Below are 24161 nucleotides of genomic sequence, written 5' to 3'. Positions count from 1 at the left end.
TCCTGCGGATGTCCGGGTTCTGTCTCATCGAATCGGTTCCAGAAAAACGCGTTGGATCGTGACAAGCGCGGCTTGCGAAGAGTGGTGGGCGGATATGACTGCCGACATGACCGGCGACTGGGAATGGGACGACACCTTGTTCGCGGGCACGGCCCCCTACTACCGGCGCGGGCGGCTCCCCTACGCCCCCGGGCTGGCGGACGTGCTCGCCGAGGTGCTGCGACTCGACGGGCGGGGACGCCTGATCGACGTGGGATGCGGTCCTGGCACCCTCGCCCTGAGCCTTGCGCACTTGTTCGGCGAGACCGTCGGTGTGGACCCGGACAGCGGGATGATCGCCGAGGCCACGCGCGAAGCCGCCGAGCGCGGAGTGACCGGGAAGGCCCGGTGGGTCCGGGCCCGCGCCGAAGAACTGCCCGCGGGACTCGGCACGTTCACTGTCGCGGCCTTCGGGCAGTCCTTCCACTGGATGGACCGCGACCTGGTGGCGGCGACCACCAGGGACATGCTCCGGCCCGGCGGGGCGCTGGTCCACATCGCGGACCTGAAGACGGAGACCCGGACCGTCGACGGCCTTCCCCGTCCGGCGGCACCCTACGCGGCGATCGAGAAGCTGGTCGGGCAGTACCTCGGACCGGTCCGACGAGCCGGCCGGGGCGTACTGCCGCAAGGCACACCCGGCGGCGAGGCCGCGGTGCTCGCGCGGGCGGGATTCACCGGTCCCGAACGCCATGTCGTTCCCGGCGGACAGCCACTGGAACGCACGGCCGACGACGTCGTCGCGGGAGTCTTCTCCATGTCGTTCTCGGCGCCGCACCTGTTCGGCCCACGCGGCGCCGCGTTCGAGGCGGACCTGCGCCGACTGCTGCGCGAGGTCTCCCCGTCGGGCCGCTTCTCCGAGCGCGGCCCGAGCACCGAGGTCTTCGTCTGGCGGAACGACCCCGGGTCCGCGGAACCCGGATCCGCGCCGACCGTGTGACCGTAAGATCACAGCTCATGGATGCGCGCACGGGAAACGAGATGATCGCCATTCCGCGCGGGCGGATCACGCTGTCGGACCGGCGGACGCAGCGCAGTTGGCCGGTCGAACTCGCGCCCTACCAGCTCGCGACTTTCCCGATCACCCAGGCGCTGTACGCACAGATCACCGGCGGGCGGCCAAGCACCGTCCAGGGCGACGAACTTCCCGTTGAGGGCGTTTCCTGGTGGGACGCCGTCCGGTTCTGCAACGCACTGTCCGAGCATGATGGGTTCGCACCCGTCTACCGCCTCCACGGCGACGGCGACGGCGACGGCGAAGGCGACGGCATCGAGTGGGACGCGTCCGCCGACGGGTACCGGCTGCCGACCGAAGCCGAGTGGGAGCACGCCTGCCGTGCCGGCACGGCAGGACCGCACTACGGCCCGCTCGACGAGATCGCTTGGTACCGGGGCAACTCGGACGAGCGCATCCACGACGTGGGCGGCAAGAGGCCCAACCCGTGGGGCCTGCACGACATGCTCGGCAACGTCTGGAACTGGTGCTGGGACATCTATGACGCGGAGGTCTACGGCGCCTACCGGGTGCTGCGTGGCGGCGGCTGGTTCGACGAGCACTGGAGTTGCAGGGCCTCCGCGCGGCGCCGCAGCCATCCGAGCTTCCGGGTCGACGACGTGGGGTTCCGTATCGCGCGCTCCGTCATGCGCTGATCCGCGTCGCTGACGGGACGGACGGGGCGCCGACGGGGCACGCGTACCGCTGGAGGCTCCGCCGCAGCCACCGCGTGCTGGACAACGGCCGGTGGAGATCGACCCCGCGCTTACGCCTCGTCGCCGAGACGCCGTGCGAGGTCCAGCAGTTCCGGCAGCCGCAGCACCCGCGTCCCGAAGCCCGGCAGTGGAACATGCAGTGGCGCGGCCCAGCGGCCGGGGATCGCGCCCAGTCCGTACCGTGCCCCCGCGAGCCCTCCGGTGACCGCCGCGACGGTGTCGGTGTCCCCGCCGAGGTCGATCGCGGCCCGTACGGCGTCCTCGAAACCTCCCGTCGTACGCAGCGCCCAGACGGCGGAGCCCAGGCACGGCCAGACGGCGCCGTTGAACTCCGTAGCCAGCCCGGGGTGCCAGTCCGGCGCGAGTACGGTGGCGTACCGCGCGCGGTGGTCCGGGTGGACGGCGGCCAGGATGTCAGGCAGCGCGGCGAGCGGATCGGCCCCGTCCAGCGCTGTGCGGACGAGCTCGTGGAAGACGGCGGTACCTTCCCACGCGGCCCGGTCGCCATGCGTGAGCGCGGCGATCCGCCTGGCCGCGTCCATCGTCGTACGCCGCCCACCCGGTGCGAAGTACACCGCCGACGTCGACGCCCGCATCAGCGAACCGTTCCCCGCCGCGTGCCGGCTGACCTGGAAGTGGACCCCGGCGGCCAGGTCCCAGGGCGAGCCGTTGGTCAGTACGTCCTCCGTCTGGAGCCCGATGTCCTTGGGCTCGGCCGCCGCCCACCGCTGGAAGCGCCCGAAGATGTCCGGCAGATCCAGCCCGCCCCGCTCCAGCAGCGACTCCCCGACCAGGACCGCCATCTGCGTATCGTCGGTGGCCTCCCCGGGATCCCAGCCCCCGCCACCGACCATCTCCCCACCGGCCCCGGCCACGGGAAACCGCGCTGAGAACGCCCCGGCCGGCCCGAACTCGAACGGCCCGCCCAGCGCGTCCCCCACGGCCGAGCCGACAACGGTCCCGGCGACCCGCACCATACGCCTTGTCACGGTCATGGCCGACAGCATAGGAACCCCGGCCGCGCTGTCGCCGAAAACACCTTTCGTGCGCGACCCGTCGTGAGTTACCGTCTCGGCCGCGGCGAGTGACCCAAGAGGATTGAGAGACATGCCCGGTCGTCCGAGCGCGCGTTGACGTTGTAGGCCGTGATCGGCCCGTCATCGCGTGCTGCCCTTGATGTCGCGGCACAGCGAGCCTTCTCCCGCCCGAACCGTCGGCGCACCTGTCGGGTGCCCGGGGGCCGGGCCTCGTTGTCGGCAGCTCAGGGGACCCCGTGTCGTCCGCTTCCTCTTCCTCCGCCCCATCCGCATCCCGTCGGCCTGTTCCGGCAAGCCTGTGGCGGGACGGCGACTTCCGTAAGCTCTGGGTGGGCCAGACGGCCTCCCAGCTCGGTGAACACGCGAGCCTGGTGGTTCTTCCGCTCTTCGCCGTCCTGACGCTCCACGCCGGCGCCGGCCAGTTGGGCGTCCTGCGGGCGGTGGGGCAGGCGCCGATCCTGTTGCTCTCGCTCTTCGTCGGCGCGTGGGTGGACAGGTGGCGGACCCGTACCGTGATGGTGCTGACGGACATCGGCCGGACCGTGGCGCTGGGCGCCGTCGCCGTGGCCGGTCTGCTCGGGTTGCTCGGTCTGCCCGTGCTGTTCGTGGTCGCCTTCACGGTCGGGGCCCTGTCCGTGTTCTTCGACGTGGCCTACCAGGCGTCTCTCGTACGGCTGGTGGAACGCGACCAGTTGGTACGGGGCAACAGCGCGCTGGAGGGCAGCCGGTCCGCGGCCCAGATCGGCGGTCCCGCCCTCGGCGGCGCGTTGGTGTCCCTGCTGTCGGCGCCGGTCGCCGCCGCCTCCAGCGCGCTGTTCTTCGCGCTGTCGTTCCTGTCGATCCGTCGCATCCGCAGGACCGAATCCATCCCGGAGCGCTCCGGGCGCTCTGAGTGCTCCGAGCGTTCCGAACGTTCCGAACGTCCGCCTCGGCTCTGGCGGCGGATCCACGAGGGCCTCCGCTTCGTCGCCGGTGACGCCTCGCTGCGAGCCGTGTGCCGCGCTTCGGGCGCCTTCCACTTCTCCTTCGCGGCCATGATGACCGTCTACCTGATCTTCCTGCCGAGGGAACTGCGCCTGTCGGGCACCGCCGTCGGCCTGGTGCTCGCCGCGACGGGGCCGGGCGCGCTCCTGGGCTCGATGCTGGCAGCCCGGCTGCCGGGCCGGTTCGGTTACGGCACGGTTCTCGTGTCGGCGGCGGCACTCGGCGACGGGGTGTTCCTGTGCGTGGCCGCGCTGCACGGCTCCTCGGCGGTAACGGTTCCCGCGCTCCTCGCGGTCAACTTCGTGTTCGGGGCCGGCGGCCAGCTGGTGAACGTCACGGTCATGGCCGTCCGGCAGGCCGTCACTCCGGACGCGCTCCAGGCCCGCGCCGCTGCGACGATCAGCTTCGTCGGCATGGGGCTGGCCCCGCTCGGCTCGCTGCTCGGCGGATTCCTCGCGGAGGAGTGGGGGTTGCGCACCAGCTTCCTCGTGACGGCCGCGGGCATGCTGCTGTCCCCCGTGGCGATGGCGCTGTCCCCGCTCGTACGGCTGGGACGAGCGCTTCCGGACGCGCGGGAAGTGCGGGACGCGCGGGAAGTGCCGCCGCCGGCCTGAGGCCCGTGAGCCGCTCACCGGAAGCGCTATGCCAAAAGTCGTAGTCGCCGGACAGGAACATGACCTTCGGCGGATGTGTGGTCCCACCCGCTGGCGGGAGCCTGAGGAACGACAGAGGGCGTGCCCGTCCCACCCGGCCGCCCTTCCCACCCCTGCCTGATGAGGATCGCCCCCGCATGGACATTCGAGTAACGATCGAAGCGGTGTACGTACTGGGACCGCTGTTCCTGGCCTACGCCGTCCTCGTCACGGTGCGCGCACGGGCCGGGCGGTTCGGCTGGACCGGGTCGCATGCCGCTCTCCGGCTGGGAACGGCCGTGTACGGGGCCGCCGTCGTCACTCTTACGCTCTTCCCGCTGAATATCATCTGGGGTATTTACCAGAACCAGATGCCCTGGACCAACCAGCTCAACTTCGACGTGGCCAGGATCGACCCCAGCGCCATTCCCAATATCGCGATGCTGGTTCCGCTGGGCTTCGTACTGCCGCTTGTTTCCCGCCGGGCCACTTCGCTCGCCCGTGTCACGCTGATGGCCGCTCTCACCAGCCTCACCATCGAAACCAGCCAGCTCTTCGAATACATCATCTTCAATCAGGGCCGTCTCGTCGACATCAACGACCTGCTGTCCAACACGCTCGGCGGCATGATCGGCTACGGGGTTCTGCGCGCGCTGCTGCGCCAGTCGTCCATCCGTACCTTCTTCGAGGGCGTGGCACTCCCGGGAGCGGCCGTCGCCCCCGCGGCGCTCTCCGGCCGTACCGCCGCCGCCCCGACGTACACGAACATCTGACGGTACTGAACCTGCGCGACCGAGCGGCCCACCCGGCACATCGCACCGGGTGGGCCGCTCGGCGTCGGGGACGCGTACCTGTGGGCCCCTCGGATCAGCCCGCGGGTGCGTTCTTGGTCAGCGCGTCCATCCCACCCACAGCTCCTATCACGCGGGCAAGTGGGGACTGGAGGGCTTCACCGAGAGCGTCAGCCGCGAGGTCTCCGACTTCGACATCCACCTCACGCTGGTCGAGCCCGGAGGCACCCGCACCGGCTTCGCTTCGGCCCTGCGATACACCACCGAGACGACCCCCTACCGCGACAACGCCGTCGGCCGGGTCCGGCGCTACCTGGAGACCGCCGACGACAGCGCCTTCACCGGCGACCCGGCCAAGACCGCCGCCGCCATCTACGACACCACCCGCCACCCGAGCCCGCCGCTGCGACTGTCCCTCGGCTCCGACACCTATGGCCCCATCCACGCGGCACTCACCGAACGTCTCGCCGCGCTCGAGACCCAGAAGGACGTGGCCGCGTCGGTCGCCTTCACCCACTGACCCGTCCCTCTCCGGGCTGTCCGCGAGACGGCTCGTGACGAGTCCGGCAGCCGGGGGAAACGCGCGGTCGAGCGGTAAAGGTGTCGCGTGTTTCCGAGGGCGTCGGGATACTGCCGCGGTGACCGCTTCCGCACCGCCCCAACTGCTACGCCCCCGTGCCTTGACGCCCGGAGACCTCGTCGTCATCGCATCGCTGTCCGGGCCGCTCCACGCCGTCTACGAGCCCGACCTCGAGCACGCGGTGGTCGTGCTCGAACGGATGGGATTCCGTGTACGGCGGGCACCCCTCCTCGAAGCAGGACGGCACCGCTGGTGGAGCGCGGCCCGGCCGGCGGAGATCGCCGAGGAGTTCAACGGACTGCTCCGCGATCCGGAGGTGCGCGCGATCATCGCGCATGACGGTGGCCAGACGGCGCTCGGCTACCTCGACCTGATCGACGTCGAGGCGATCGTGGCCGACCCCAAGCCGATCCTCGGCTACAGCGACATCTCACTGCTGCACCTGGTGCTCTACGCACGCACGGGCCTGGTCGGCTTCCACGCCGACATGGCCACCCCCGGACTCGGTGGCCACTGGCAGGCCGTGCCTGCGGCACGCAGAGCGGAACTCGAGAAGCTCTACTCAACCTTGCTGACCGGTACGGAGCCGATCGGCGCGCTGCCGGCCACCCCGTCGTGGGAGTGCTGGCGCGCCGGTCGCGCCGAAGGCCGGCTGATCGGCGGGGTGATCAACCGCATCGTGCTGGCGCAGGCGACGCGTTACGCGCTGCCGCTCGAATGGTTCGACGGCGCGGTGCTGTTCTGGGAGGAGATGGGCGGCCAGGCTGCGTATGTGTGGAGCTATCTCCAGGTACTGCGGCACTCCGGCATCCTCGATCGAATCTCCGGCATGGTCGTGGGCATCCCGCACGCGATCGACGGACTCGACTCACCCGATGCGTTCCCGACCCTGTCCGAGATAGTCCTCGACGTCCTTGGCGACCGCGACATCCCGGTCCTGGGCAACGTCGAGTTCGGACACGCGGGTCCGAATCTGCCGATGCCGGTCGGTATCCGCGTCGCCCTCGACGCCCAGCAACGGACCCTGTCGCTCCTCGAACCGGCGGTACGCCCACGCACGGTGACCTGATCGGGCGGCTGAGCAACGCGGATCCTCCGTGAGGTGAGCGGGTGCGTCGGAGATCTTCGGGCCGGGGATCCGCCTCGTGACGGCTGCGGGCATGCTGCTGTCCCCCGTGGTGATGGCGCCGCCCCCGCTCGCACGCTGGGACGGGCGCTTCCGGGCGCGCGGGAGGTGCCGCCGACGGGCTGAGGCCCGCGAGACGACTCGCGACGAGTCCAAGCGTGTTTGTGCGCGATACGGCCGAGCAGGGCGTCCGGTCGCCGGTCGGGGTCTGTCGGGTGCATGTTGGTGCGTTTGCGACATACGATCTTGGGGTGGCTCTAGAGTCGGGACGACCTTCCCGGTGGCGTCTCGCTGCCGGGATTTCGTGTACTCCGGGCGGAGTTGGATCTTGCGTAAGGCGCGGCTGCACAACCGGAATCCAGCAGGGCCCGTGCCACGGATCAGTTGGGCGGCCCGAGTCCGGGAGGCCGGTGCTCCGCTGGCCATCAGGCCGTACCGGCTGCACTTCACCGCCCGTCTGCTCTCCTGGACCGGCTCGGCCGTCGCGCCCATCGGTCTGGCCTTCGCGGTCCTGAAGATCGGCGGCGGGCCGGGTGCGCTGGGCGCGGTTCTCGCGGCGAGCGTCGTGCCTCAGATCCTGTTGCTGCTCGTCGGCGGGGTCGTCGCGGACCGGCTGTCCCGGGCTCGGGTGATGGTGTGGGCCAACGTCGTCTGTGCGGTCGCGGAGACGGCGGCGGTGCTGCTGCTGGTCTCGGGCACGGCCAGGGTGTGGCATCTGGTGGCGATGTCGGCCGTCTGCGGGGCGGCGGGGGCCTTCTTCACCCCGGCGGCCGGGGGCATCGTCGGGGAAGTGGTGCCGGCCGAACTGCGCTACGCGGCCAACGCTCTGCTGAAGATCGGCCAGAACACGGTGAAAGTGGCCGGGCCCGCACTGGGCGGTGTCCTGGTCGCTGTGGTCGGCCCTGGCTGGGCCCTCGGATGGGACGCGCTGACATTCGCCGCCTCGGCCCTCCTCTTCTCCCGGATCAGCCTCAAGGCGAAGAACGTGAAGGTCCGTACGGGGTTCACCACCGAGCTGCGGGAGGGCTGGGACGACTTCCGCTCCCGCCGCTGGCTGTGGGTGATGGTCTGCCAGGCCGCAGTGACCGTTCCCGTGTGGCTGGTCGGCTACCAGCTTCTCGGCCCGGTGTACGGGCAGCGGGTGCTCGGCGGCGCCGCCCCTTGGGGTGTGGTCGTGTCCGGCTTCACCGCCGGGCTGGTGGCCGGGGCGGCACTCGCCCTGATGTGGAAGCCGCGCCGGGTCGGACCCGTCGTCTGTGCGGGTACCGGATCGATGGCGGTGCCGCTGGCGGCGATGGCGGCGGCCGTGCCGCTCCCCGTGCTGGTGATTGCCACGGGGGTGGCGGGTACGGGGCTGGCGGTCAGCATGACGGTGTGGGCCTCGCTGGTGCAGGAGAGGATTCCGGCGGACCTGCTGGGCCGGACCCTGTCCTACTCGACGCTCGGGCAGATCCTGCCTGTGCCCTTCGGCTATCTCCTCGCCGGTCCCGTCTCCCACCTGTTCGGGCTCCGCACGACCCTGGCGACGGGCGCCCTGATCATCACGGCCGCCGCCGTCGTGCCGCTGGGCCTTGCTCAGGTCCGGGGGCTGTGCCTCGCGCCGGAGGCGGCCAAGGACGCGGACGGGGCCGTAACCACGGCGCGAGCGGAGAGGTGGAACGCCCGGGCCACTTCGACGGCGCCGGCGAAGTCCCGGAACGCCCGGTCCCGGGCCGCCGCATCGAGCACGGCCCGGCCGCATCCCTCGGGCAGCTCCCAGCGCTGGGCGAGGTGAGCTGCGATGCGCTCGGCGCTCAGGCGGGCCGTGGTGTGGTGCCGGTCGGCCGCCTCGATTTCGGTGTTGAGGGCGAACGCGGCGGCCACGGCCTCGGCCACCGGGGAAACGGAACCGAGCAGGTTGCCCGCTTCGGCCACCGTGGCGGGCCACACCGTCCAAGCCCCGTCCAGCCGAGCTGAGCGGACGGCGACCCTCACCAGCGCCTCCTCGGGCGGAAGCTGTCTCACCTCCTCCTCAGTGAGCCAGTGGGCGAGTTGATCGCCGGACATGTCGGCCACCTCCACGCCTGCGGCTGCTGCGACCCGCAGGGCGGACCGTTCCACCGCCGCGGATCGCACCGGGTGGTACGCGTCGTCGCCCGTCTCCTGCGCGATGGCGGCCAGGACTCGCGTCCGCCACCGGTCCGGGAACCCCGGGTCGTACAGCTGCTGATGGTGCAGGAGAGCGAGGAAGCTCACGGCCTGTCCGCCCACCACCGCACCCGGCCGGAAGGCGGCCTGCCAGTACCGGACGAAGCTGGTCCGCCACGGCTCGCCCGCCCACGCCCCGACTCCGGGGGCCGGGAGTGGGCCGGCGGCAAGAAGGCCAAGAGCCCGCTCGGCGTCCTCCCTCTTGACGTCGCAGGGATGCGTGCGGCGCCACGCGTCCGCCCGGCTGAACGCGGGCTCCAGCCGGCCGTACCGAAACGCCTCGGCGGACGAGGTGAGGGTTCGAGCCAGGGACCTTGCCCGTGTCAGGCCGACCACGGCCGCAGCCTGAGAGCATGGAGAGACCATGGCCAGACACCGCCGCCCCGGCCCTCCGAACCAGCCGTCGCGTGCCGTCCCCCGCATTGACGCGGCCGACCCGCTGGCGGCGTACGAGAAACGACGCCGCGCGCCGCTGGAAGGTTCCCGCCGTCACCGCCCCATGCTCGGTGGCGGGCGGCACCTCACCCCGGACGCGGTGCGGGTCCTGGAGGAGTGGAACGGCTTCGCTTACGAAGCGGTCGGTACGGCCCCTGATCTCCGGTCGGCGCAGAAGTGGATGAGGGAACTCAGCCTTCAAGCCGAAGGCGGGGATCAGGAACTGCGGTGAAGGGGCTTCTTCCAGTGGCTCGCACGAAGGTGGTGTGGACACTCGCCGGTACCGTGCCTCGTCAGCTTTGAGAGCTTTGAATCCCTTGCCGAGCACGCGCCTGTGCGGCCAGCACCGGGATCGCCCCGATCTTCTCCGGTGTGAGGTTGCCCCAGACAAGTCCTTGCGGGCGGCGGCGGTTGGGGCACTCGATCACCTCGTCCGGCGTGACGATGAGGTCGACACGGAAGTCGTGTTCCGTCTCGGGGATCTCGCCGTCGATGACCTGCGATTGGTGGACGGGCGCAACGATGACTGTCTCCTGCGTTACGAGGCCCGCCTCGATGAGGAGCGCCACCTCCAGGTCGGAGTAGCCCGCGCCTTTGCCGATGCGCGCGCCGGAGCGGTTGACGGCCACGCTGCCGCAGATTACGACGTCGATGGGGTTCATGTCCTCGACGCCGACACGGCGAGCCGCCCGCGCGGCCCCCTTCTTCTCCGCTGCCTGCTCGGCGGGCAGCTCAAGCGTCTCCGGGTCGAGCAGGAAGAACGGTTGGAGGCTCGCCATCCTAGGGACGGCCATGTAGAGCAACTTGCCGTCCTGGAGCGCTCGCGTGCGGATCGGGAGCTGTGCCCAGTCGGGATTTGCCTTGACCGTCCGGGCGCGCTTCCACACCTCCAACTCGGCAAGTCGGTCGGCGGTCGCCTCAGCGCCGTAGAAGCCGGGGATCTTGCCGTACGAGCCTTCCGGCACCACGCCCTCACGTTCGAGTTGACGCCACACCTGGTCGCGAACGATTTCCTTGGCCTGGTCGATGTTCGTCACGTTTCACCACTACCACTAGATGGCCGTCATAAGGGCCAGGAGTCGATCGTTGATGTCCTGCGCCCACGGTTCGTGCCGCCACTCCCGGAGCTCTCGGCAAGCGGCGAAAGCCAAGTTGAGACCTCCACCACCGCGTGTGAGCTCCACGGTGTCGATCGTGCGGTGCATGGCGGCTGCCGCCTCGTCCAGTTTCCGCTGGCGGATCAGCGACAGGGTGAGATTCCCGAGCACGATGGCCTGGCTCTTCTGCTTCGCCACGAGAGCCCTGGCTGCCTCACGGAGAATGGGCTCCGCCCTCTCGGGCAGGTTCAAGAAGAGGTAGCACGACCCGGACAAGCGGATGAACTCGTTAATCGTGTAGTAATCGGCAGCCATGTCGTCGGCGCTGGCCTGGCTGAGCTGTTCCTCCGCCTTCGTCAGAGCCTGCTCACATGACTTGAGGTCGCCGGTCATAGCGGAGCCTTCGGCTACGTGAAGCAAGCTCAACCCGGTAAGGGAAGGACTGACCTGCCGGGCGACTTCAGCCGCGTGTCCCGCGAGAGCCACGCCTCTGAGGGGATCCCTCTCGCCGTAGAGCGCCACGAAGCTTTTCCGCAGGGTTGCGTACGCCTCCGTGTAGGGATCGTGGGCCTGGCGGGCCGCGGTCACTGCCTCATCCAGATAAGCAGCAGGCGCTCCATGGTCGCGCCTCTGGCTTACGTCCCAGACAAGCTGCCCCATGAATGTGGCCGACTCGGCTTCGACCTCAAAGAGGGCTCTTCGCACACGCGGACGGGTTGCGTTCTCCTGAAGGAACTTCACCAGCCCGTGGACCTGACCGGCGGGTCCCATAAGCGCCGTTGAGGGCGTTCGGTCGTACTGTTCGTCGAGCTGGCGGATCCGTTCGTGTAAATGGGCGACAGCTACCAAGTCTACGGACGAGGGGTGTTCGAGCACGTAGTTCATGTGCTCACTCGGCTTGGCCTGAACGACCGATACGTCATCCAGCAGTGACTGCAAATCGTCAACCGTTACCTTGAGCGCGGCGGCAAGCTTGGGACGTGCCCACGGCTGGGGTTCGCTCTCGGCCGCCTCCCACCGCACCACCGTTGAGCGCTCGACGCCCAGCCGTTCAGCGAGCTTCTCTTGGCTGTAGCCCGCAGATTTGCGACGTTGAGCAAGTCGCACACGTTTGGTTGCCATTGCTCTTCCCTCCCGGGATTGGGGGATCACCAACCATAGCCAGACGGGTCCTGTTTTCCCAGGTCAGGATCTCCAGTGCCTCATTTTTGCGACATTTTCAGCTCGACTTCGCTCTGGGTATTTCCACGGCAAGGCGATTTTCTGGTTGCCAAGTCCCATGGTGTCGGACTCCAAGTCGGCTGTCATGTCGGTCTTCCATTGCCGGGAGGGAACTTAATGAGGCCTGCGATTTACGGCTACATGCGCGTGGTGAGTGGTGGCGAGATGGATGACGAATCCGAGCGTGCCAAAGAGGAACTTGCCGTGTACGCACGGCGTGAAGGCTTCACGCTCGACCAGATGTTCATGGAGAACATCTGGTGTTCGGAGTCTGCCTTCTACGCGATGCTCGACGCCTTGAAACGCCACGAAGTGAAGGACATTATCGTCCCCTCGCTCTGGCACTTCGCTCGGCTGCCAGGCCTTCAGGATGCCATGAGGCAGCACGTCGAGCAGGAGACAGGCGCGCGTATCTGGGTAGTTCAGGGGCGACGGTGCTACGGGGAACTGGGCGGGTCGCCGTCGAGCGGTGTGGTCGACAGCTCGCCGCATATCCGGAGCACGGGACGTGCTCCGGGAAGCGCGGCGTCGTGAACGGGCGGGTGTACGTGTCGACCGTGGTGGCCGAGGGCCCGGTGAACGGGACGGTGGTGCGGGTGGTGTTGGGCGCGCGGCGGACGTATACGCCCGAGGGGGCCTTGCAGTGGCTGCGGGGGCAGGCGTACCGGATCGCCGACGGGCTCGAACCCGACCCGTACGCGGGCTGGATCACTTACTCCGGGCCGGTGCTCGTGCCCGTGGGGGCTCAAGTGGCCCACGTTCCCTCGGTGTTGCGGGCGTGGTGTGACGACGACGGGCAGCAGGACGTGGCCCGGCGGCGGTTGGTGTGTGGTGACCGGCTGACGGTCAGCGCGGTGGATGGCTCGGGCCGTTACACCCTCACCGCCGTACCGACTACTGCCCCGCCGGACCTGTCCGCCGTCGCGTGCGGCGTCAGAGGCCGTCGGCGGCGGCGCTGGTGGTGGCCCTTCGGCCGCACTCGACGCCGGCACGCACGGCCGCGTACCGCACCGCATGTTTCACACATGGAAGGTCTCGCATGAGGTTTCTTGTCCCCGCCCTGTTCACCGTCTCGGCGGTCGGTGTTGTCCACATCGTGCTTGGTGTGCGGCAGCACCGTGAGCGGTGTCGGTTGGTCACCGGTGAGATGCATGCGCGGCTCATGGCGGATGAGGAGCAGCATCCGGCGTTGGCCGCGTTGTGGGCGTCGTTGGCCGCGTTCGCTGCTGAGGAGCGTACGTATCAACTGCACTGTCGGCGTTGGTTACTTCTGTGGTCTCTTCAGCACCGGACCGGCGCGGTTGCCTCGGGTGCGATCCGGCGTGTGGCGGCGGATTTCATGCGGCATCCGGAGAATCGGGCTGCGTGGGAGTACGCGCGGCACACACTGCTGGGGGAGGTACGGGACGGGGCTGACCGGCGGTTCGTGCGGCTCTTCGATGACGCGTACGACGACTGGTGCGCTGCCCGGGAGGTGTCGTGAGCGGCTCGGAGTGGGCCATGGGAGAGGCTCCTCGGCTTGGGCTTCCGGGGCTGGAGCCCGTGCCGGTGTCCGGGTGCGAGGTGTGTACGGGGCTGGGGGTGCGGCGGGAGGAGGCGCGGAAGGCGGGGGACCTGTCCCTTGTCAGCGATCGCAATGTGGAGATCCGGCGTCACCCGCACCACCCCGCTTCGTGAGGCGGCTGGAAGCCGTGGCGGTCACGCTGGGGGCCGTCCTCGGGATCCTCGCCTTGGCCGTCGCGGTCGGGCGTGGGGCGCGGGGGTTGTGACGGGTGGTGAAGGGGGCACCGCAGGGGGTATGTGTCCGGACGTAAAGCGCGATTTGTGCCGCTGAGCGATACCCGCGCCTGGTGTTCCGGCCCGTCACGCGGCGTAAATCGTGCAGTCCGGGCGCGTGCCCCCGGAGGGGCACCCGGCAACAACCCGCACGTACGCACCGGGCTCCGGGCCAAGACCACCGTGCCCGAGCCCGGCGACCACCCGCACGCGGTTAGCGGGCTCGGCCCACAGACCGCAGCCCCCGGCGGCCACGCCGCCCCGCCCGGCGACCACCCGCACCCGCGCCACCGGGCTCAGCCCACGACCGCCGGGCCCCGACCCGAGCCCAGCGACCACCCGCAGGTGGTCACCGGGCTCGGCCAAGAACACAAACCCCGCGGCTACGCCGCCCCCGCGTCCGCCGTCTGCGCCCGCAGTGCCCGCTCAACCCCCGCGCGCGACTCCGAGATCAGGCGGCGCAGCGCCGCGTTCGGGCCCGCTGCCGCGAGCCACGCGTCCGTGGCGTCCAGGGTCGCCTGCGATACCTGGAGCGACGGGTAGAGGCCGACCGCGACCTGCTGCGCCATCTCGTGCGAGCGGGACTCCCAGACGTCCGCGACCGCCGCGAAGTACTTTTCCGCGTACGGGGCGAGCAGCTCGCGCTGGTCGGTCTGGACGAAGCCGCCGATCACGGCCTCCTGGAGGGCGTTGGGCAGCTTGTCGCTCTCCACGACGGCCGCCCACGCCTCCGCCTTGGCCTCGGCCAGCGGGCGGGCCGAGCGGGCCGCCGCCGCGTGGCGTTCGCCCGCTGCAGTGCGGTCGCGCTCGTACTCGGCGCTGATCTCGTCCTCGTCGTGCAGGCCCACCGCCGCGAGCCGCTGGACGAACGCCCAGCGCAGCTCGGTGTCGACGGCCAGGCCCTCGATCGTCTCCGTACCGTCCAGGAGGCCCTGGAGCAGGTCCAGCTGCTGCGGGGTGCGGGCGGTCGCGGCGAACGCGCGTGCCCAGGCGAGCTGGTGGTCGCCGGCCGGCTCGGCCGAGCGCAGGTGCGCCAGCGTGGCGTCCGTCCAGCGGGTGAGGCCGGCCTCGCGCCAGTCGGGGGCCGCGTACAGGTCGAGCGCCAGCTTCACCTGGCGGTGCAGCGACTGCACGACGCCGATGTCCGACTCCTTGGCGACGCCGGCCAGCACCAGCTCCAGGTAGTCGCGCGTGGCCAGTTCGCCGTCGCGCGTCATGTCCCACGCCGAGGCCCAGGAGAGCGCGCGCGGCAGCGATTCGGCGAAGTCGCCGAGGTGCGCGGTGACGACGCGCAGCGACTCCTCGTCGAGCCGGACCTTGGCGTACGAGAGGTCGTCGTCGTTGAGCAGGACGACCGCAGGGCGCGGGGTGTTCGCGGGGAACGGCACCTCGGTGCGCGCGCCGTCCACGTCCAGCTCGATCCGGTTCGTACGGACGAGCTTGCCGTCCGCGTCGAGGTCGTAGCAGCCGACCGCGATCCGGTGCGGGCGCAGGACGGGGGAGCCCTTCGCGCCCGCCGGGAGCGCCGGGGCCTCCTGGAGGACGGCCAGCGAGGTCACATGACCGGCCTCGTCCAGGACGATCTCCGGACGCAGGATGTTGATGCCGGCCGTCTCCAGCCACGCCGCAGACCATGCCTTGAGGTCACGCCCGGAGGTCTTCTCCAGCGCGCCCAGCAGGTCCGAGAGGCGCGTGTTGCCGAACGCGTGCGCCTTGAAGTACGCCTGCACGCCCTTGAAGAACTCGTCCTGGCCGACGTACGCGACGAGCTGCTTCAGTACGGAGGCGCCCTTCGCGTACGTGATGCCGTCGAAGTTGACGAGGACATCGTCCAGGTCGCGGATCTCGGCCATGATCGGGTGCGTGGAAGGCAGCTGGTCCTGCCGGTACGCCCAGGTCTTCATCGAGTTGGCGAACGTCGTCCAGGAGTGCGGCCAGCGCGACTCGGGACCGTACGCCAGGCACGCGATCGAGGTGTACGTGGCGAACGACTCGTTCAGCCAGAGGTCGTTCCACCACTCCATGGTGACCAGGTCGCCGAACCACATGTGCGCCAGCTCGTGCAGAATCGTCTCGGCACGCGTCTCGTACGCCGCGTCCGTCACCTTCGACCGGAACACGTACTGGTCGCGGATGGTCACCGCGCCCGCGTTCTCCATCGCGCCCGCGTTGAACTCCGGCACGAACAGCTGGTCGTACTTGGCGAAGGGGTAGTCGTACGCGAACTTCTCCTGGAACCAGTCGAAGCCCTGCCGCGTGACCTCGAAGATCGCGTCCGAGTCGAGGTACTCGGCGAGCGAGGGACGGCAGTAGATGCCGAGCGGCACGGACTGCCCGTCCTTCTCGTACGAGCTGTGCACCGAGTGGTACGGGCCGACGATCAGCGCCGTGATGTACGACGAGATGCGCGGCGTCGGCTCGAAGGCCCAGATGTGGTCCTTGGGCTCCGGCGTCGGCGAGTTCGAGACGACGGTCCAGCCCTCGGGGGCCTTCACGGTGAACCGGAACGTCGCCTTCAGGTCGGGCTGTTCGAACGAGGCGAAGACGCGCCGCGCGTCCGGCACCTCGAACTGCGTGTAGAGATACGCCTGCTGGTCGACCGGGTCGACGAAACGGTGCAGCCCCTCGCCGGTGTTCGTGTACGCGCAGTCCGCGACGACCGTCAGCTCGTTGTCGCCCGCGTACAGCCCGGCCAGCGCGATCCGCGAGTCCGCGAAGACGGCGGCGGCGTCCAGCGGCACACCGTTCAGCACGGCCTCGTGCACGGTGGGCGCCACCAGGTCGATGAAGGTCTCCGCCCCGGCCTCCGCGCTCCGGAAGCGCACGGTGGTCACGGACCGGAAGGTGCCGCCCTCCTGAGCGCCGGAGAGGTCGAGATCGATCTCGTACGAATCCACGGTGAGCAGCTTCGCCCGCTGCTGCGCTTCCTCGCGGGTCAGATTGGTGCCGGGCACGCGGTCATCTCCTCGGTATGTCCTCGGTCTGTGACGTCTGGGTTCATCCTTCCACGCGGGGCCGGACGGGCGGAGGCGCATTATCCGGCCCCGGTCCGGCGAAGGCTGTTCCCTATGGAACAAATAATCGAACGACCTCCGGGTGGAGGCGCGTTGGCGCCCGCCGTCCTCGTTCTCGCCGTCGCCACCTTCACCGTCGTCACCACCGAGATGCTGCCGGTCGGGCTGCTCACCGCGCTCGGCGACGGGCTGCGCCTCAGCGACGGCACGGCCGGGCTCACCGTCACGCTGCCCGGTCTGGTCGCCGCCGTCGCCGCGCTGGTGCTGCCCGTCGTCGTGCGCCGCGCGGACCGGCGGACCGTGCTCTGCGCGCTGCTCGCCCTGCTGGCCGGAGCCAATCTGCTCTCCGCGCTCGCCCCCACCTTCGGCGTGCTGCTGGGCGCTCGGGCGCTGGTCGGGGTCTGTATCGGGGGCGTGTGGGCGGTGGCGGCGGGGCTCGGCGCCCGGCTTGTACACGGCGCGCACGCCGGGCGCGCGACCGCCGTGATCTTCAGCGGGATCGCCGTGGCGTCCGTGCTCGGCGTGCCGGCCGGGACGCTGATGGGCTCCCTGGCCGGCTGGCGCTGGGCGTTCGCCGTGATGACGGGGCTCGCCCTGGCGGTCGCCGCGCTGCTCGCCCTCCTGCTGCCGCCGCTGCCCGCGTACGGCGCCGTACGCCCCGGTGAGATCGCCGGGCTGCTGCGGATCCCCGCGCTCCGCTCCGGGCTGCTCGTGGTCACGCTGCTGGTCACCGGGCACTTCGCCGCGTACACCTACGTACGGCCCGTACTGGAGCGTGTCCCGGAGATCCGCACCGAGGCGGTCAGCGGGCTGCTGCTGGTGTACGGGGTCGCGGGCGTCGCCGGGAACTTCCTGGGCGGCGCGGTCGCCGCCCGTACCCCGCGCCGGGCGCTGCTGACCGTCTCGGCCGTCCTCGCCGGGGCCGTCCTGCTGACCGTCCCCGCCGGCGGTTCGCTGCCGGCCACGGTGGCGCTGCTGACGGTCTGGGGGCTGGCGTACGGGGGTGTCTCGGTCAGCGCCCAGAACTGGCTGATGGCAACCGTGCCCGCGCACCGCGAGGCGGGCTCCGCCCTCTTCGCCGGGGTCTTCAACGCGGCGATCGCCCTGGGCGCGCTGGCCGGGGGCCGGGCCGCCGACCGCTACGCGGCGGCCGGGGCGCTCTGGCTGGGCGGCACGCTCGCCGCCCTCGCGCTGGGGGCGGGGGCGCTGGGCGGGGGACGGGGCCGGGCGCGGGGGGCCCGTACGGGCTGATCATCACGTACGTACGGGACGGTCATGACGTACGGGATGGTCATGACGTACGTGACCCCTCCCTGACGTACCGGCCCCCGGGCCCCCGGCCCCCTCGCCCCGGCGTCAGCCCTTCAGCTCCGCCGCCACCAGCTCCGCGATCTGCACCGCGTTCAGGGCCGCGCCCTTGCGGAGGTTGTCGTTCGAGACGAAGAGGGCCAGCCCGTTCTCCACCGTCTCGTCGTTCCTGATCCGGCCCACGTACGACGCGTCCCGGCCCGCCGCCTGGAGCGGGGTCGGGATCTCGGACAGCTCGACGCCCGGCGCGTCCTTCAGCAGCTCGTACGCGCGCTCCACGCTGATCGGGCGGGCGAAGCGGGCGTTGATCTGGAGGGAGTGGCCCGAGAAGACCGGCACCCGGACACAGGTCCCGGAGACCTTCAGCTCCGGGATCTCCAGGATCTTGCGGGACTCGTTGCGGAGCTTCTGCTCCTCGTCCGTCTCGTACGAGCCGTCGTCCACGAGGTTCCCCGCGAGCGGGATCACGTTGAAGGCGATGGGCCGCTGGTAGACGGCCGGCTCCGGGAAGTCGACGGCCGCGCCGTCGTGGGTGAGCCGGTCGGCCTCGGCGACGACCTTCAGCGCCTGGCCGTGCAGCTCGGCCACGCCGGACAGGCCCGAGCCGGAGACGGCCTGGTAGGTGGCGGTGACCAGCGCGGTCAGCTCCGCCTCGGCGTGCAGCGGGCGCAGCACGGGCATGGCGGCCATCGTGGTGCAGTTCGGGTTGGCGATGATGCCCTTGGGGCGGTCCGCGATCGCGTGCGGGTTGACCTCGGACACCACGAGGGGGACCTCGGGGTCGCGCCGCCAGGCGGAGGAGTTGTCGATCACGACGGCGCCCTGCGCGGCGACCTTCTCCGCGAGCGCCCGGGAGGTGGCGCCGCCGGCCGAGAAGAGCACGATGTCCAGCCCGGAGTAGTCGGCCTCGGCCGCGTCCTCGACGGTGATGGACCGGTCCTGCCACTCGATGACCGAGCCCGCGGAGCGGGCGGACGCGAAGAGCCGCAGCTCGGCCAGGGGGAAGCCGCGCTCGGCCAGGATCCTGCGCATGACCGTGCCGACCTGACCGGTGGCTCCGACGATTCCGACCTTCACTGAGGCTCCTTAGCTGGTGGGCGGGGGGTGTGCGCGGGGGCGCGGGGGTGCTCCGTGCGTTTTCTCATCATGCGTCCGCCCCCGGCCCGCTTGCCAATCCATTGTCCGCCTGCCGGGACGGCGGGCGGAGGGACGCCGGGCGGAGGGACGGCGAAGGGCGGGTGCCCGTTCGTACGGACACCCGCCCTCCTCAGCGCTTCACGGTGTTACGGAGTGACGACGCTCTCGATGAAGACGCTTCCGGTGCCCGCGGCCGTACCGCGCGCGTTCAGAAGCTTGACCTCGCCGAAGAACTGCCGGCCCGCCGGGGCCTCGCTGCCCACCGTCACCTCGGCAGAGACCTGCGCCGACGCGCCGTTCGCCAGCTTCACCGGCTGCGTGCTGTCGGCCTTGACCGAGCCGAGCGACGCCGCGTAGTACACGTCGCGGTAGTCGTACGCCGTGGACCCGGCCGGGACCGCGTAGGCGTCGACGACGATCGTGTACGTACCGGCCGCCGGGCTGACGAGGCTCACGGACTCGTTCGAGCTGGCAGACGCGGACTGACCGATCACTCTGCCGTCCTTGATCACGAAGAGGTCCAGGTCGGCGCCGGCGTCGGTGGTGTTGCCGATGGCGATGTCGAGCCGCTCGACGCCCGAACCGATCGTGACGGTGGACACCTGCTGCTCACCGTCCTCGATCGTCGGCCGCGCGACCTTCGCCGAGCCCAGCGAACCGCCGCCGAGCGTGCCCTCGACGGCGCCCGCGGTGTTGGTGACCGTCCAGGACACCGGCGTCGGCTCGCCGATCGTCGCCTCGGGGAGCGAGGTGACCGCCGGGGTGAAGTCCACGCCCAGCAGCGTCACGTCCAGCTTGTACGGGTTGTCAAGCAGCGGCGACGTACGCCGCGACTCGACCTCGACCTCCCAGACGCCCGGCTGCGGGTTCACGTACGAACGCGCGTCGGGGCGGCAGGTGTTGGCCGGGTTGTAGTGCGGGTAGCAGTTGATCGTGGAGCTGTTCTCCATCTGCACGCCGTACGGGTGCAGGCTGATGAACCGGGTCTGGCTGTTCGCGGCCAGCCCGCTCAGCGCCACCTCCAGGGTCCGCGCGCCCTCCGGCACGGTGATGAAGTACGACGTCGAGCTGTTGCGCTGCGTCGAGCCCGAGGCCGAGTAGGCGTAGGTGGGCTTGGCCAGCTTCTCCGCGACGACCACGGTGGCGAGGATCTGCTTGTCGATCCCGACCGTGAGGCGGTCGTCCACCTGGAGGATCGCGCTGTGCACGCCGGCCTTGGCGGCCTTGGCCTGCACCTTGACGGTCACCGGCGTGTTCAGCGGCAGCTTGACCTTCGTGCTGCCGAGCAGCTTGAAGGTGCCGTCGTTGTTCTTCCAGCGCAGCGTGTGGAAGAGCGCGGCCTTGGTGCCGGTGGTGCGGGTGATGACGACGTCGTACGTCCGCGTCTGGCCGGTCTTGAGGCCGCCCTCGCGGTCGTAGACACCCGTGCCGAAGCCCGGGGTCTTGAGGAGGCCGGAGAGGAGCGTGCTGACCGGCGCCTTCACCGCGAACTCATGGGCGGCGACGGCGTTCTTGGCCGAGGCGCGCTCGATGGACTTCCACGCGGCGACCACATTGATCAGACCGGCGCCCTGCTCGTGCGCCTGGAGGTCCGGGATCTTGGTGGCGGTGCTGGTCAGCGCCGTCCGCAGCTTCGCCGGGGTGAGGCTGATCTTCTTCTGCTTGGCGGCGGAGATCAGCAGCGCGCTCGCGCCCGCGGCCTGCGGGGAGGACATCGAGGTGCCCTGGAGCATCGTGTAGCCGGCCGGGAGCTGGTAGCCGGCCTCGGCGACCGGGCCGCCGGGGGCCCAGGTCTGGGTGGTGTTGATGGCCGCGCCCGGGGCGGTGAGGGTCGGCGTGAAGCCGCCGTCCTCGCGGGGGCCGCGCGAGGAGAAGGGCAGCAGCGCGTACTTCTTGGTGACGACGGAGCCGTAGTTCGCGGCCCAGGTCTCCTTGGAGATCGACGCGGCGACCGAGATGACCTTCTCGGCGACGGCCGGGTCGCTGAGGGTGTTGGTGCCGGGGCCGTCGTTGCCGGCCGAGATCACCAGCTGGACGCCGTAGGTGTCGATGAGGCGGTTGTACAGCAGGGCGCGGGCGCTGTTGCCGTCGTTGAGCGGCGGCAGACCGCCGATCGACATGTTGATGATGTCCACACCGCGGTTGACGACGAGGTCGATCATGCCCTCGGTCAGCGCGACGCTGGTGCAGCCGCCGCTCCAGGTGCACGCGCGCGAGGAGACCAGCTTGGCGCCGGGGGCGGCGCCGTTCATCTTGCCGCCGAAGAGGCCGTTGGCGGCGGTGATCCCGGCGACATGGCTGCCGTGGGCGCTCTCGATGACGCCGATGTTCACGTAGTCGGACTTCGCGCCGGCCGCGTTGTAGACGACGTCCTTGCGGATCTCGACGGTGAACGGGATGCGCTGCGAGACCGGGTTGCCCGGGTCCTCCGTACCGAAGTAGCCGATCTGGAAGCCGTCCTTGTACGGCTTCATCGCGGTGTCGTTCGTGAAGTCGCCGTCGTTGTTCAGATCGACGCGTACGGTCCCGTTGGCCGGGTCGTAGAGCACGCCCCAGCTGTCGGTGGTGGTGCCGTTGCGGTTGAGGTCACCCGCCATGTCGCCGCCCAGGGTGGCGGATTCCTTGAACGTGAAGAACTTGTACGAGCCGGCCGGGGCCTTCCAGGTGCGGCCGTCCGCCGTGAAGGTGGGGCCGGTCACCGAGGTGTCCATCCGCAGCCAGGTGCCGTCGCTGTCGACGACCGGGTCCGTCGCGGTCACCCAGTCGACGATCTTGCGCTCGCCGGTGGTGGTCTTCTGGAGCGCGGGGTGGCCCAGGTCGACACCGCTGTCCAGGATGCCGATGGTGACGCCGCGGCCGTCCGCCTTGGGGTTCTGCTGGACGAAGTCGACCGCGCCCGTCTCGAAGGACGGGTTGTACGGGTTCTTCGCCGGGGTCTTGCTGTCCGGCGCGGGGTACGGCACGGAGTTCGCGCCGGACGTGCCGCCCTTGGCGCTCTGACCGGTGCCGTCCGCGTCGGGCCGCGGGTCGTCGAGGAGGATCTCCTGCTTGAGTTCGACGCCCTGGACCGAGGACAGCTTCTGGGCCGCCTTGATCGCGGCCTCCGCCTTCGCGGTGGGGAGCGTGGCCCGTACGTAACCGAGCTTGTCGTACGTCTTGCCGACCACGGAGCCCTCGACGGCGTCCAGTTGGGCGGCAACCTGCTTGGTCGCCCCCGGGGTGGTGGCGACCATCATGGTGACGCTCTTCTCGCCCTCGGCCTTCGCCTGGGCGAGCAGCTCCGCGTTGGCCGTCCCCAGCTCGTCGGGGCCCTGGGACGTTTTCACGGGCGCGGGGGCTGCCGGGTCGTCGGCGCCCGTCGCGGAGAACGCGGGCGTGGCGCCGGCGGCGATCAGCGCCGCCACCAGCCCGGCGGCTGCCGTGACCCTGGCCACGCGTCTCGGCCCGGATATGCGGCTATCGGATTCGGAGGTCATCAGCATCCTGATCCTGTTCGGTGAAGACAGTCCGGATTTCGGTACCGGCTGATCGTTCAGCTTTTCCTACGAACCAGGGATTTGTGGAGAGCTGTTGGGCACGGGATACGGTCATGGCGGAGATCCGCCACGGTGAATCTCCCGCCAACGGGAACCAACCCGACCAAATCCGCTCGGAGTTGGGGCGGTGACCGTCCGTAAGGGGCGGGATCGCGTCACCGCTCACGGCCGGAGGCCGGGCGGCGCCTGCCCGGGTTCAAGCGGGCGCGATCAAAAGGGGCCAACCTCGCACCGACGGTCAACCCCGCCCGTTACGTCCACGTCCTGTCTGCCGAACTGCATTCACGGACAGGGAAGTTGGTCGCATGACAGCCCGCACGATACGTAACGGCCGCGCGGCGCGCGGCACCCGCGGCACCCGTCTCGCCCTCACCGGAGCCCTCGCGGCCGTCGCCGTCGCCGGTACGGCGTTCACCGCCCCGGCGGCGGTGGCCGCTCCCGCGCCCGGCGGTACGGGACCCGGCCACAGCGCCACCCGGAAGGCCCTCGACGCGCTGGTCGAGGAGGGTGTGCCCGGGGTCGCCGCACAGGTGAAGGACGACAGGGGCGTCTGGAAGGGCGCGTCCGGGGTCGGGGACCGTACGACCAACGCGCCGCGCAGGGCCGAGGACCGCTACCGCGTCGGCTCCACCACCAAGACCTTCGTCGCGACCGTCCTGCTCCAGCTGGAGGCGGAGGGCAGACTCGACCTGGACGACACCGTCGACCGCCATCTGCCCGGACTGGTCAGGGGCAACGGCAACGACGGCCGGAAGATCACCCTCCGGCAGCTCCTCAACCACACCAGCGGGATCTACAACTACACCACGGACCCGGGCGTCCTGGCGAAGATCACCGGCGACGGCTTCCTCCAGCACCGCTACGACACCTGGAAGCCCCGGCAACTGGTCGCGGCGGCCATGACCCACGCGCCCGACTTCGCGCCCGGCAAGGGCTGGAACTACTCCAACACCAACTTCATCCTCGCCGGAATGGTCATCGAGAAGACCACGGGCCGCCCGTACGGCACCGAGGTCGAGCGCCGGATCATCCGCCCCCTCGGCCTCCGCGCCACCACCGTGCCGGTCACCGACCCCACCGTGCCGGGTCCGGCGAGCCGCGCCTACTCCACCCTCGGACTCGAACCCTCGGCCCCGGTCCACGACGCCACCGAGCAGAACCCCTCGTGGGCGGGTGCGGCCGGTGCGATCATCTCCGACTCCGCCGATCTGAACCGCTTCTACCGCGCGCTGCTCAAGGGCGAGCTGCTCCCCCGGAAGCAGCTCAAGGAGATGACCACCACCGTGCCCACCCCCGAGGTAGGGCCCTCCTTCGGCTACGGCCTCGGTCTCTACCGGCAGACCCTCTCCTGCGGCACGGAGGTGTGGGGCCACAACGGCGGGATACACGGCTCGTTGAGCACGGCCGTCACCACTCGCGACGGGCGCCACAGCCTCGCCATGAACCTCAACGGTGACTGGGCGGGCGACAGCACGACGGTCCTCGAAGCCGAGTTCTGCGGCTGACCGCTCCCGATCGCCCCGGTGCGGGCGGCCGTCGATCGCCACACGG

At 70.3% G+C, this 24161-nt stretch carries 18 protein-coding genes and 2 pseudogenes; 14 read left to right on the top strand and 6 right to left on the bottom strand.

Annotated elements, in window-relative coordinates:
• The first annotated feature begins 106 nt into the window (after window positions 1-106).
• Together AB0389_RS07245 and AB0389_RS07240 are read left to right on the top strand one after the other, a co-directional pair.
• Entirely contained in the window at window positions 107-979 is an 873-nt protein-coding gene (locus AB0389_RS07245) for a methyltransferase domain-containing protein (protein WP_366394502.1), read from the top strand.
• A 17-nt stretch (window positions 980-996) separates the two neighbouring features.
• Complete coding sequence (locus AB0389_RS07240) at window positions 997-1689, top strand: formylglycine-generating enzyme family protein (RefSeq protein WP_366394330.1); 693 nt, start codon at window positions 997-999, stop codon at window positions 1687-1689.
• A 110-nt stretch (window positions 1690-1799) separates the two neighbouring features.
• On the opposite strand, the gene AB0389_RS07235 is transcribed toward AB0389_RS07240, so the two are convergent.
• Window positions 1800-2744: an ADP-ribosylglycohydrolase family protein gene (locus AB0389_RS07235; protein WP_366394329.1), complete on the bottom strand. Its 945-nt coding sequence runs from the start codon at window positions 2742-2744 to the stop codon at window positions 1800-1802.
• Window positions 2745-3082: 338 nt separating this feature from the next.
• On the opposite strand from AB0389_RS07235, the gene AB0389_RS07230 reads away from it, so the two are divergent.
• The 6 genes from AB0389_RS07230 (at window position 3083) to AB0389_RS07205 (ending at window position 9753) form a co-directional block, all read left to right on the top strand.
• Window positions 3083-4384 (top strand): MFS transporter, encoded by a 1302-nt coding sequence (locus tag AB0389_RS07230; protein WP_366394501.1) that lies wholly within the window; start codon window positions 3083-3085, stop codon window positions 4382-4384.
• Window positions 4385-4560: 176 nt separating this feature from the next.
• A complete protein-coding gene (locus AB0389_RS07225) occupies window positions 4561-5175 on the top strand; it encodes a VanZ family protein (RefSeq protein ID WP_366394328.1) in 615 nt (204 codons plus the stop codon).
• Between the two features lie 49 nt (window positions 5176-5224).
• Window positions 5225-5713, top strand: a complete 489-nt coding sequence (locus AB0389_RS07220; RefSeq protein ID WP_366394327.1) for an SDR family NAD(P)-dependent oxidoreductase — start codon at window positions 5225-5227, stop codon at window positions 5711-5713.
• Window positions 5714-5831: 118 nt separating this feature from the next.
• A complete protein-coding gene (locus tag AB0389_RS07215; RefSeq protein WP_366394326.1) occupies window positions 5832-6842 on the top strand; it encodes a S66 peptidase family protein in 1011 nt (336 codons plus the stop codon).
• A gap of 427 nt (window positions 6843-7269) precedes the next feature.
• Window positions 7270-8673 (top strand): MFS transporter, encoded by a 1404-nt coding sequence (locus AB0389_RS07210; RefSeq protein ID WP_366394325.1) that lies wholly within the window; start codon window positions 7270-7272, stop codon window positions 8671-8673.
• Window positions 8674-9450: 777 nt separating this feature from the next.
• Window positions 9451-9753 (top strand): DUF6087 family protein, encoded by a 303-nt coding sequence (locus AB0389_RS07205; protein ID WP_366394324.1) that lies wholly within the window; start codon window positions 9451-9453, stop codon window positions 9751-9753.
• A 61-nt stretch (window positions 9754-9814) separates the two neighbouring features.
• Here AB0389_RS07205 and AB0389_RS07200 read toward each other — a convergent pair whose 3' ends face one another.
• Complete coding sequence (locus tag AB0389_RS07200) at window positions 9815-10558, bottom strand: 5-formyltetrahydrofolate cyclo-ligase (RefSeq protein WP_366394323.1); 744 nt, start codon at window positions 10556-10558, stop codon at window positions 9815-9817.
• Between the two features lie 161 nt (window positions 10559-10719).
• On the opposite strand from AB0389_RS07200, the pseudogene AB0389_RS07195 reads away from it, so the two are divergent.
• Window positions 10720-10776 (top strand): annotated as a pseudogene (locus AB0389_RS07195) (hypothetical protein); the annotation flags it as partial.
• A 784-nt stretch (window positions 10777-11560) separates the two neighbouring features.
• On the opposite strand, the pseudogene AB0389_RS07190 reads toward AB0389_RS07195, so the two are convergent.
• A pseudogene (locus tag AB0389_RS07190) lies at window positions 11561-11740 on the bottom strand (helix-turn-helix transcriptional regulator); the annotation flags it as partial.
• A gap of 216 nt (window positions 11741-11956) precedes the next feature.
• On the opposite strand from AB0389_RS07190, the gene AB0389_RS07185 reads away from it, so the two are divergent.
• Genes AB0389_RS07185 through AB0389_RS07175 form a run of 3 tightly spaced genes read left to right on the top strand, consistent with a single transcriptional unit; the run spans window position 11957 to window position 13322 of the window.
• The gene (locus AB0389_RS07185) at window positions 11957-12373 is read left to right on the top strand and encodes a recombinase family protein (protein WP_366394322.1); all 417 of its coding nucleotides are present in this window, start codon (window positions 11957-11959) and stop codon (window positions 12371-12373) included.
• The gene (locus AB0389_RS07180; protein ID WP_366394321.1) at window positions 12370-12882 is read left to right on the top strand and encodes a hypothetical protein; all 513 of its coding nucleotides are present in this window, start codon (window positions 12370-12372) and stop codon (window positions 12880-12882) included. Before AB0389_RS07185 ends, AB0389_RS07180 begins: the two co-directional genes overlap by 4 nt.
• Complete coding sequence (locus AB0389_RS07175; RefSeq protein WP_366394320.1) at window positions 12879-13322, top strand: DUF6082 family protein; 444 nt, start codon at window positions 12879-12881, stop codon at window positions 13320-13322. Before AB0389_RS07180 ends, AB0389_RS07175 begins: the two co-directional genes overlap by 4 nt.
• Window positions 13323-13998: 676 nt before the next feature.
• On the opposite strand, the gene pepN is transcribed toward AB0389_RS07175, so the two are convergent.
• Complete coding sequence (gene pepN, locus AB0389_RS07170) at window positions 13999-16569, bottom strand: aminopeptidase N (RefSeq protein ID WP_366394319.1); 2571 nt, start codon at window positions 16567-16569, stop codon at window positions 13999-14001.
• Between the two features lie 153 nt (window positions 16570-16722).
• On the opposite strand from pepN, the gene AB0389_RS07165 reads away from it, so the two are divergent.
• Complete coding sequence (locus tag AB0389_RS07165; RefSeq protein WP_366394318.1) at window positions 16723-17880, top strand: MFS transporter; 1158 nt, start codon at window positions 16723-16725, stop codon at window positions 17878-17880.
• A 105-nt stretch (window positions 17881-17985) separates the two neighbouring features.
• Here AB0389_RS07165 and AB0389_RS07160 read toward each other — a convergent pair whose 3' ends face one another.
• Window positions 17986-19014, bottom strand: coding sequence for an aspartate-semialdehyde dehydrogenase (locus tag AB0389_RS07160; RefSeq protein WP_366394317.1), 1029 nt, complete (start codon window positions 19012-19014; stop codon window positions 17986-17988).
• Between the two features lie 206 nt (window positions 19015-19220).
• Window positions 19221-22556 (bottom strand): S8 family serine peptidase, encoded by a 3336-nt coding sequence (locus AB0389_RS07155; protein ID WP_366394316.1) that lies wholly within the window; start codon window positions 22554-22556, stop codon window positions 19221-19223.
• A gap of 359 nt (window positions 22557-22915) precedes the next feature.
• Here AB0389_RS07155 and AB0389_RS07150 point away from each other — a divergent pair, with 359 nt between their 5' ends.
• Window positions 22916-24115 (top strand): serine hydrolase domain-containing protein, encoded by a 1200-nt coding sequence (locus tag AB0389_RS07150; RefSeq protein WP_366394315.1) that lies wholly within the window; start codon window positions 22916-22918, stop codon window positions 24113-24115.
• The last annotated feature ends 46 nt before the right edge of the window (window positions 24116-24161 follow it).

It is taken from the genome of Streptomyces sp. NPDC093109 (assembly GCF_040701725.1).
Lineage (GTDB): Bacteria > Actinomycetota > Actinomycetes > Streptomycetales > Streptomycetaceae > Streptomyces.
The sequence above is the reverse complement of the archived record's forward strand: the minus strand, read 5'-3'. Positions and strand labels throughout refer to the sequence as shown.

What these genes read in the sequence shown, in the direction of transcription:
- AB0389_RS07155 (WP_366394316.1), bottom strand. Translation starts at nt 22,556, where the DNA reads ATGCTGATGACCTCCGAATCCGATAGCCGCATATCCGGGCCGAGACGC.
- AB0389_RS07175 (WP_366394320.1), top strand. Translation starts at nt 12,879, where the DNA reads ATGAGGTTTCTTGTCCCCGCCCTGTTCACCGTCTCGGCGGTCGGTGTT.
- AB0389_RS07245 (WP_366394502.1), top strand. Translation starts at nt 107, where the DNA reads ATGACCGGCGACTGGGAATGGGACGACACCTTGTTCGCGGGCACGGCC.
- AB0389_RS07240 (WP_366394330.1), top strand. Translation starts at nt 997, where the DNA reads ATGGATGCGCGCACGGGAAACGAGATGATCGCCATTCCGCGCGGGCGG.
- AB0389_RS07185 (WP_366394322.1), top strand. Translation starts at nt 11,957, where the DNA reads ATGAGGCCTGCGATTTACGGCTACATGCGCGTGGTGAGTGGTGGCGAG.
- AB0389_RS07225 (WP_366394328.1), top strand. Translation starts at nt 4,561, where the DNA reads ATGGACATTCGAGTAACGATCGAAGCGGTGTACGTACTGGGACCGCTG.
- AB0389_RS07205 (WP_366394324.1), top strand. Translation starts at nt 9,451, where the DNA reads ATGGCCAGACACCGCCGCCCCGGCCCTCCGAACCAGCCGTCGCGTGCC.
- AB0389_RS07150 (WP_366394315.1), top strand. Translation starts at nt 22,916, where the DNA reads ATGACAGCCCGCACGATACGTAACGGCCGCGCGGCGCGCGGCACCCGC.
- AB0389_RS07235 (WP_366394329.1), bottom strand. Translation starts at nt 2,744, where the DNA reads ATGACCGTGACAAGGCGTATGGTGCGGGTCGCCGGGACCGTTGTCGGC.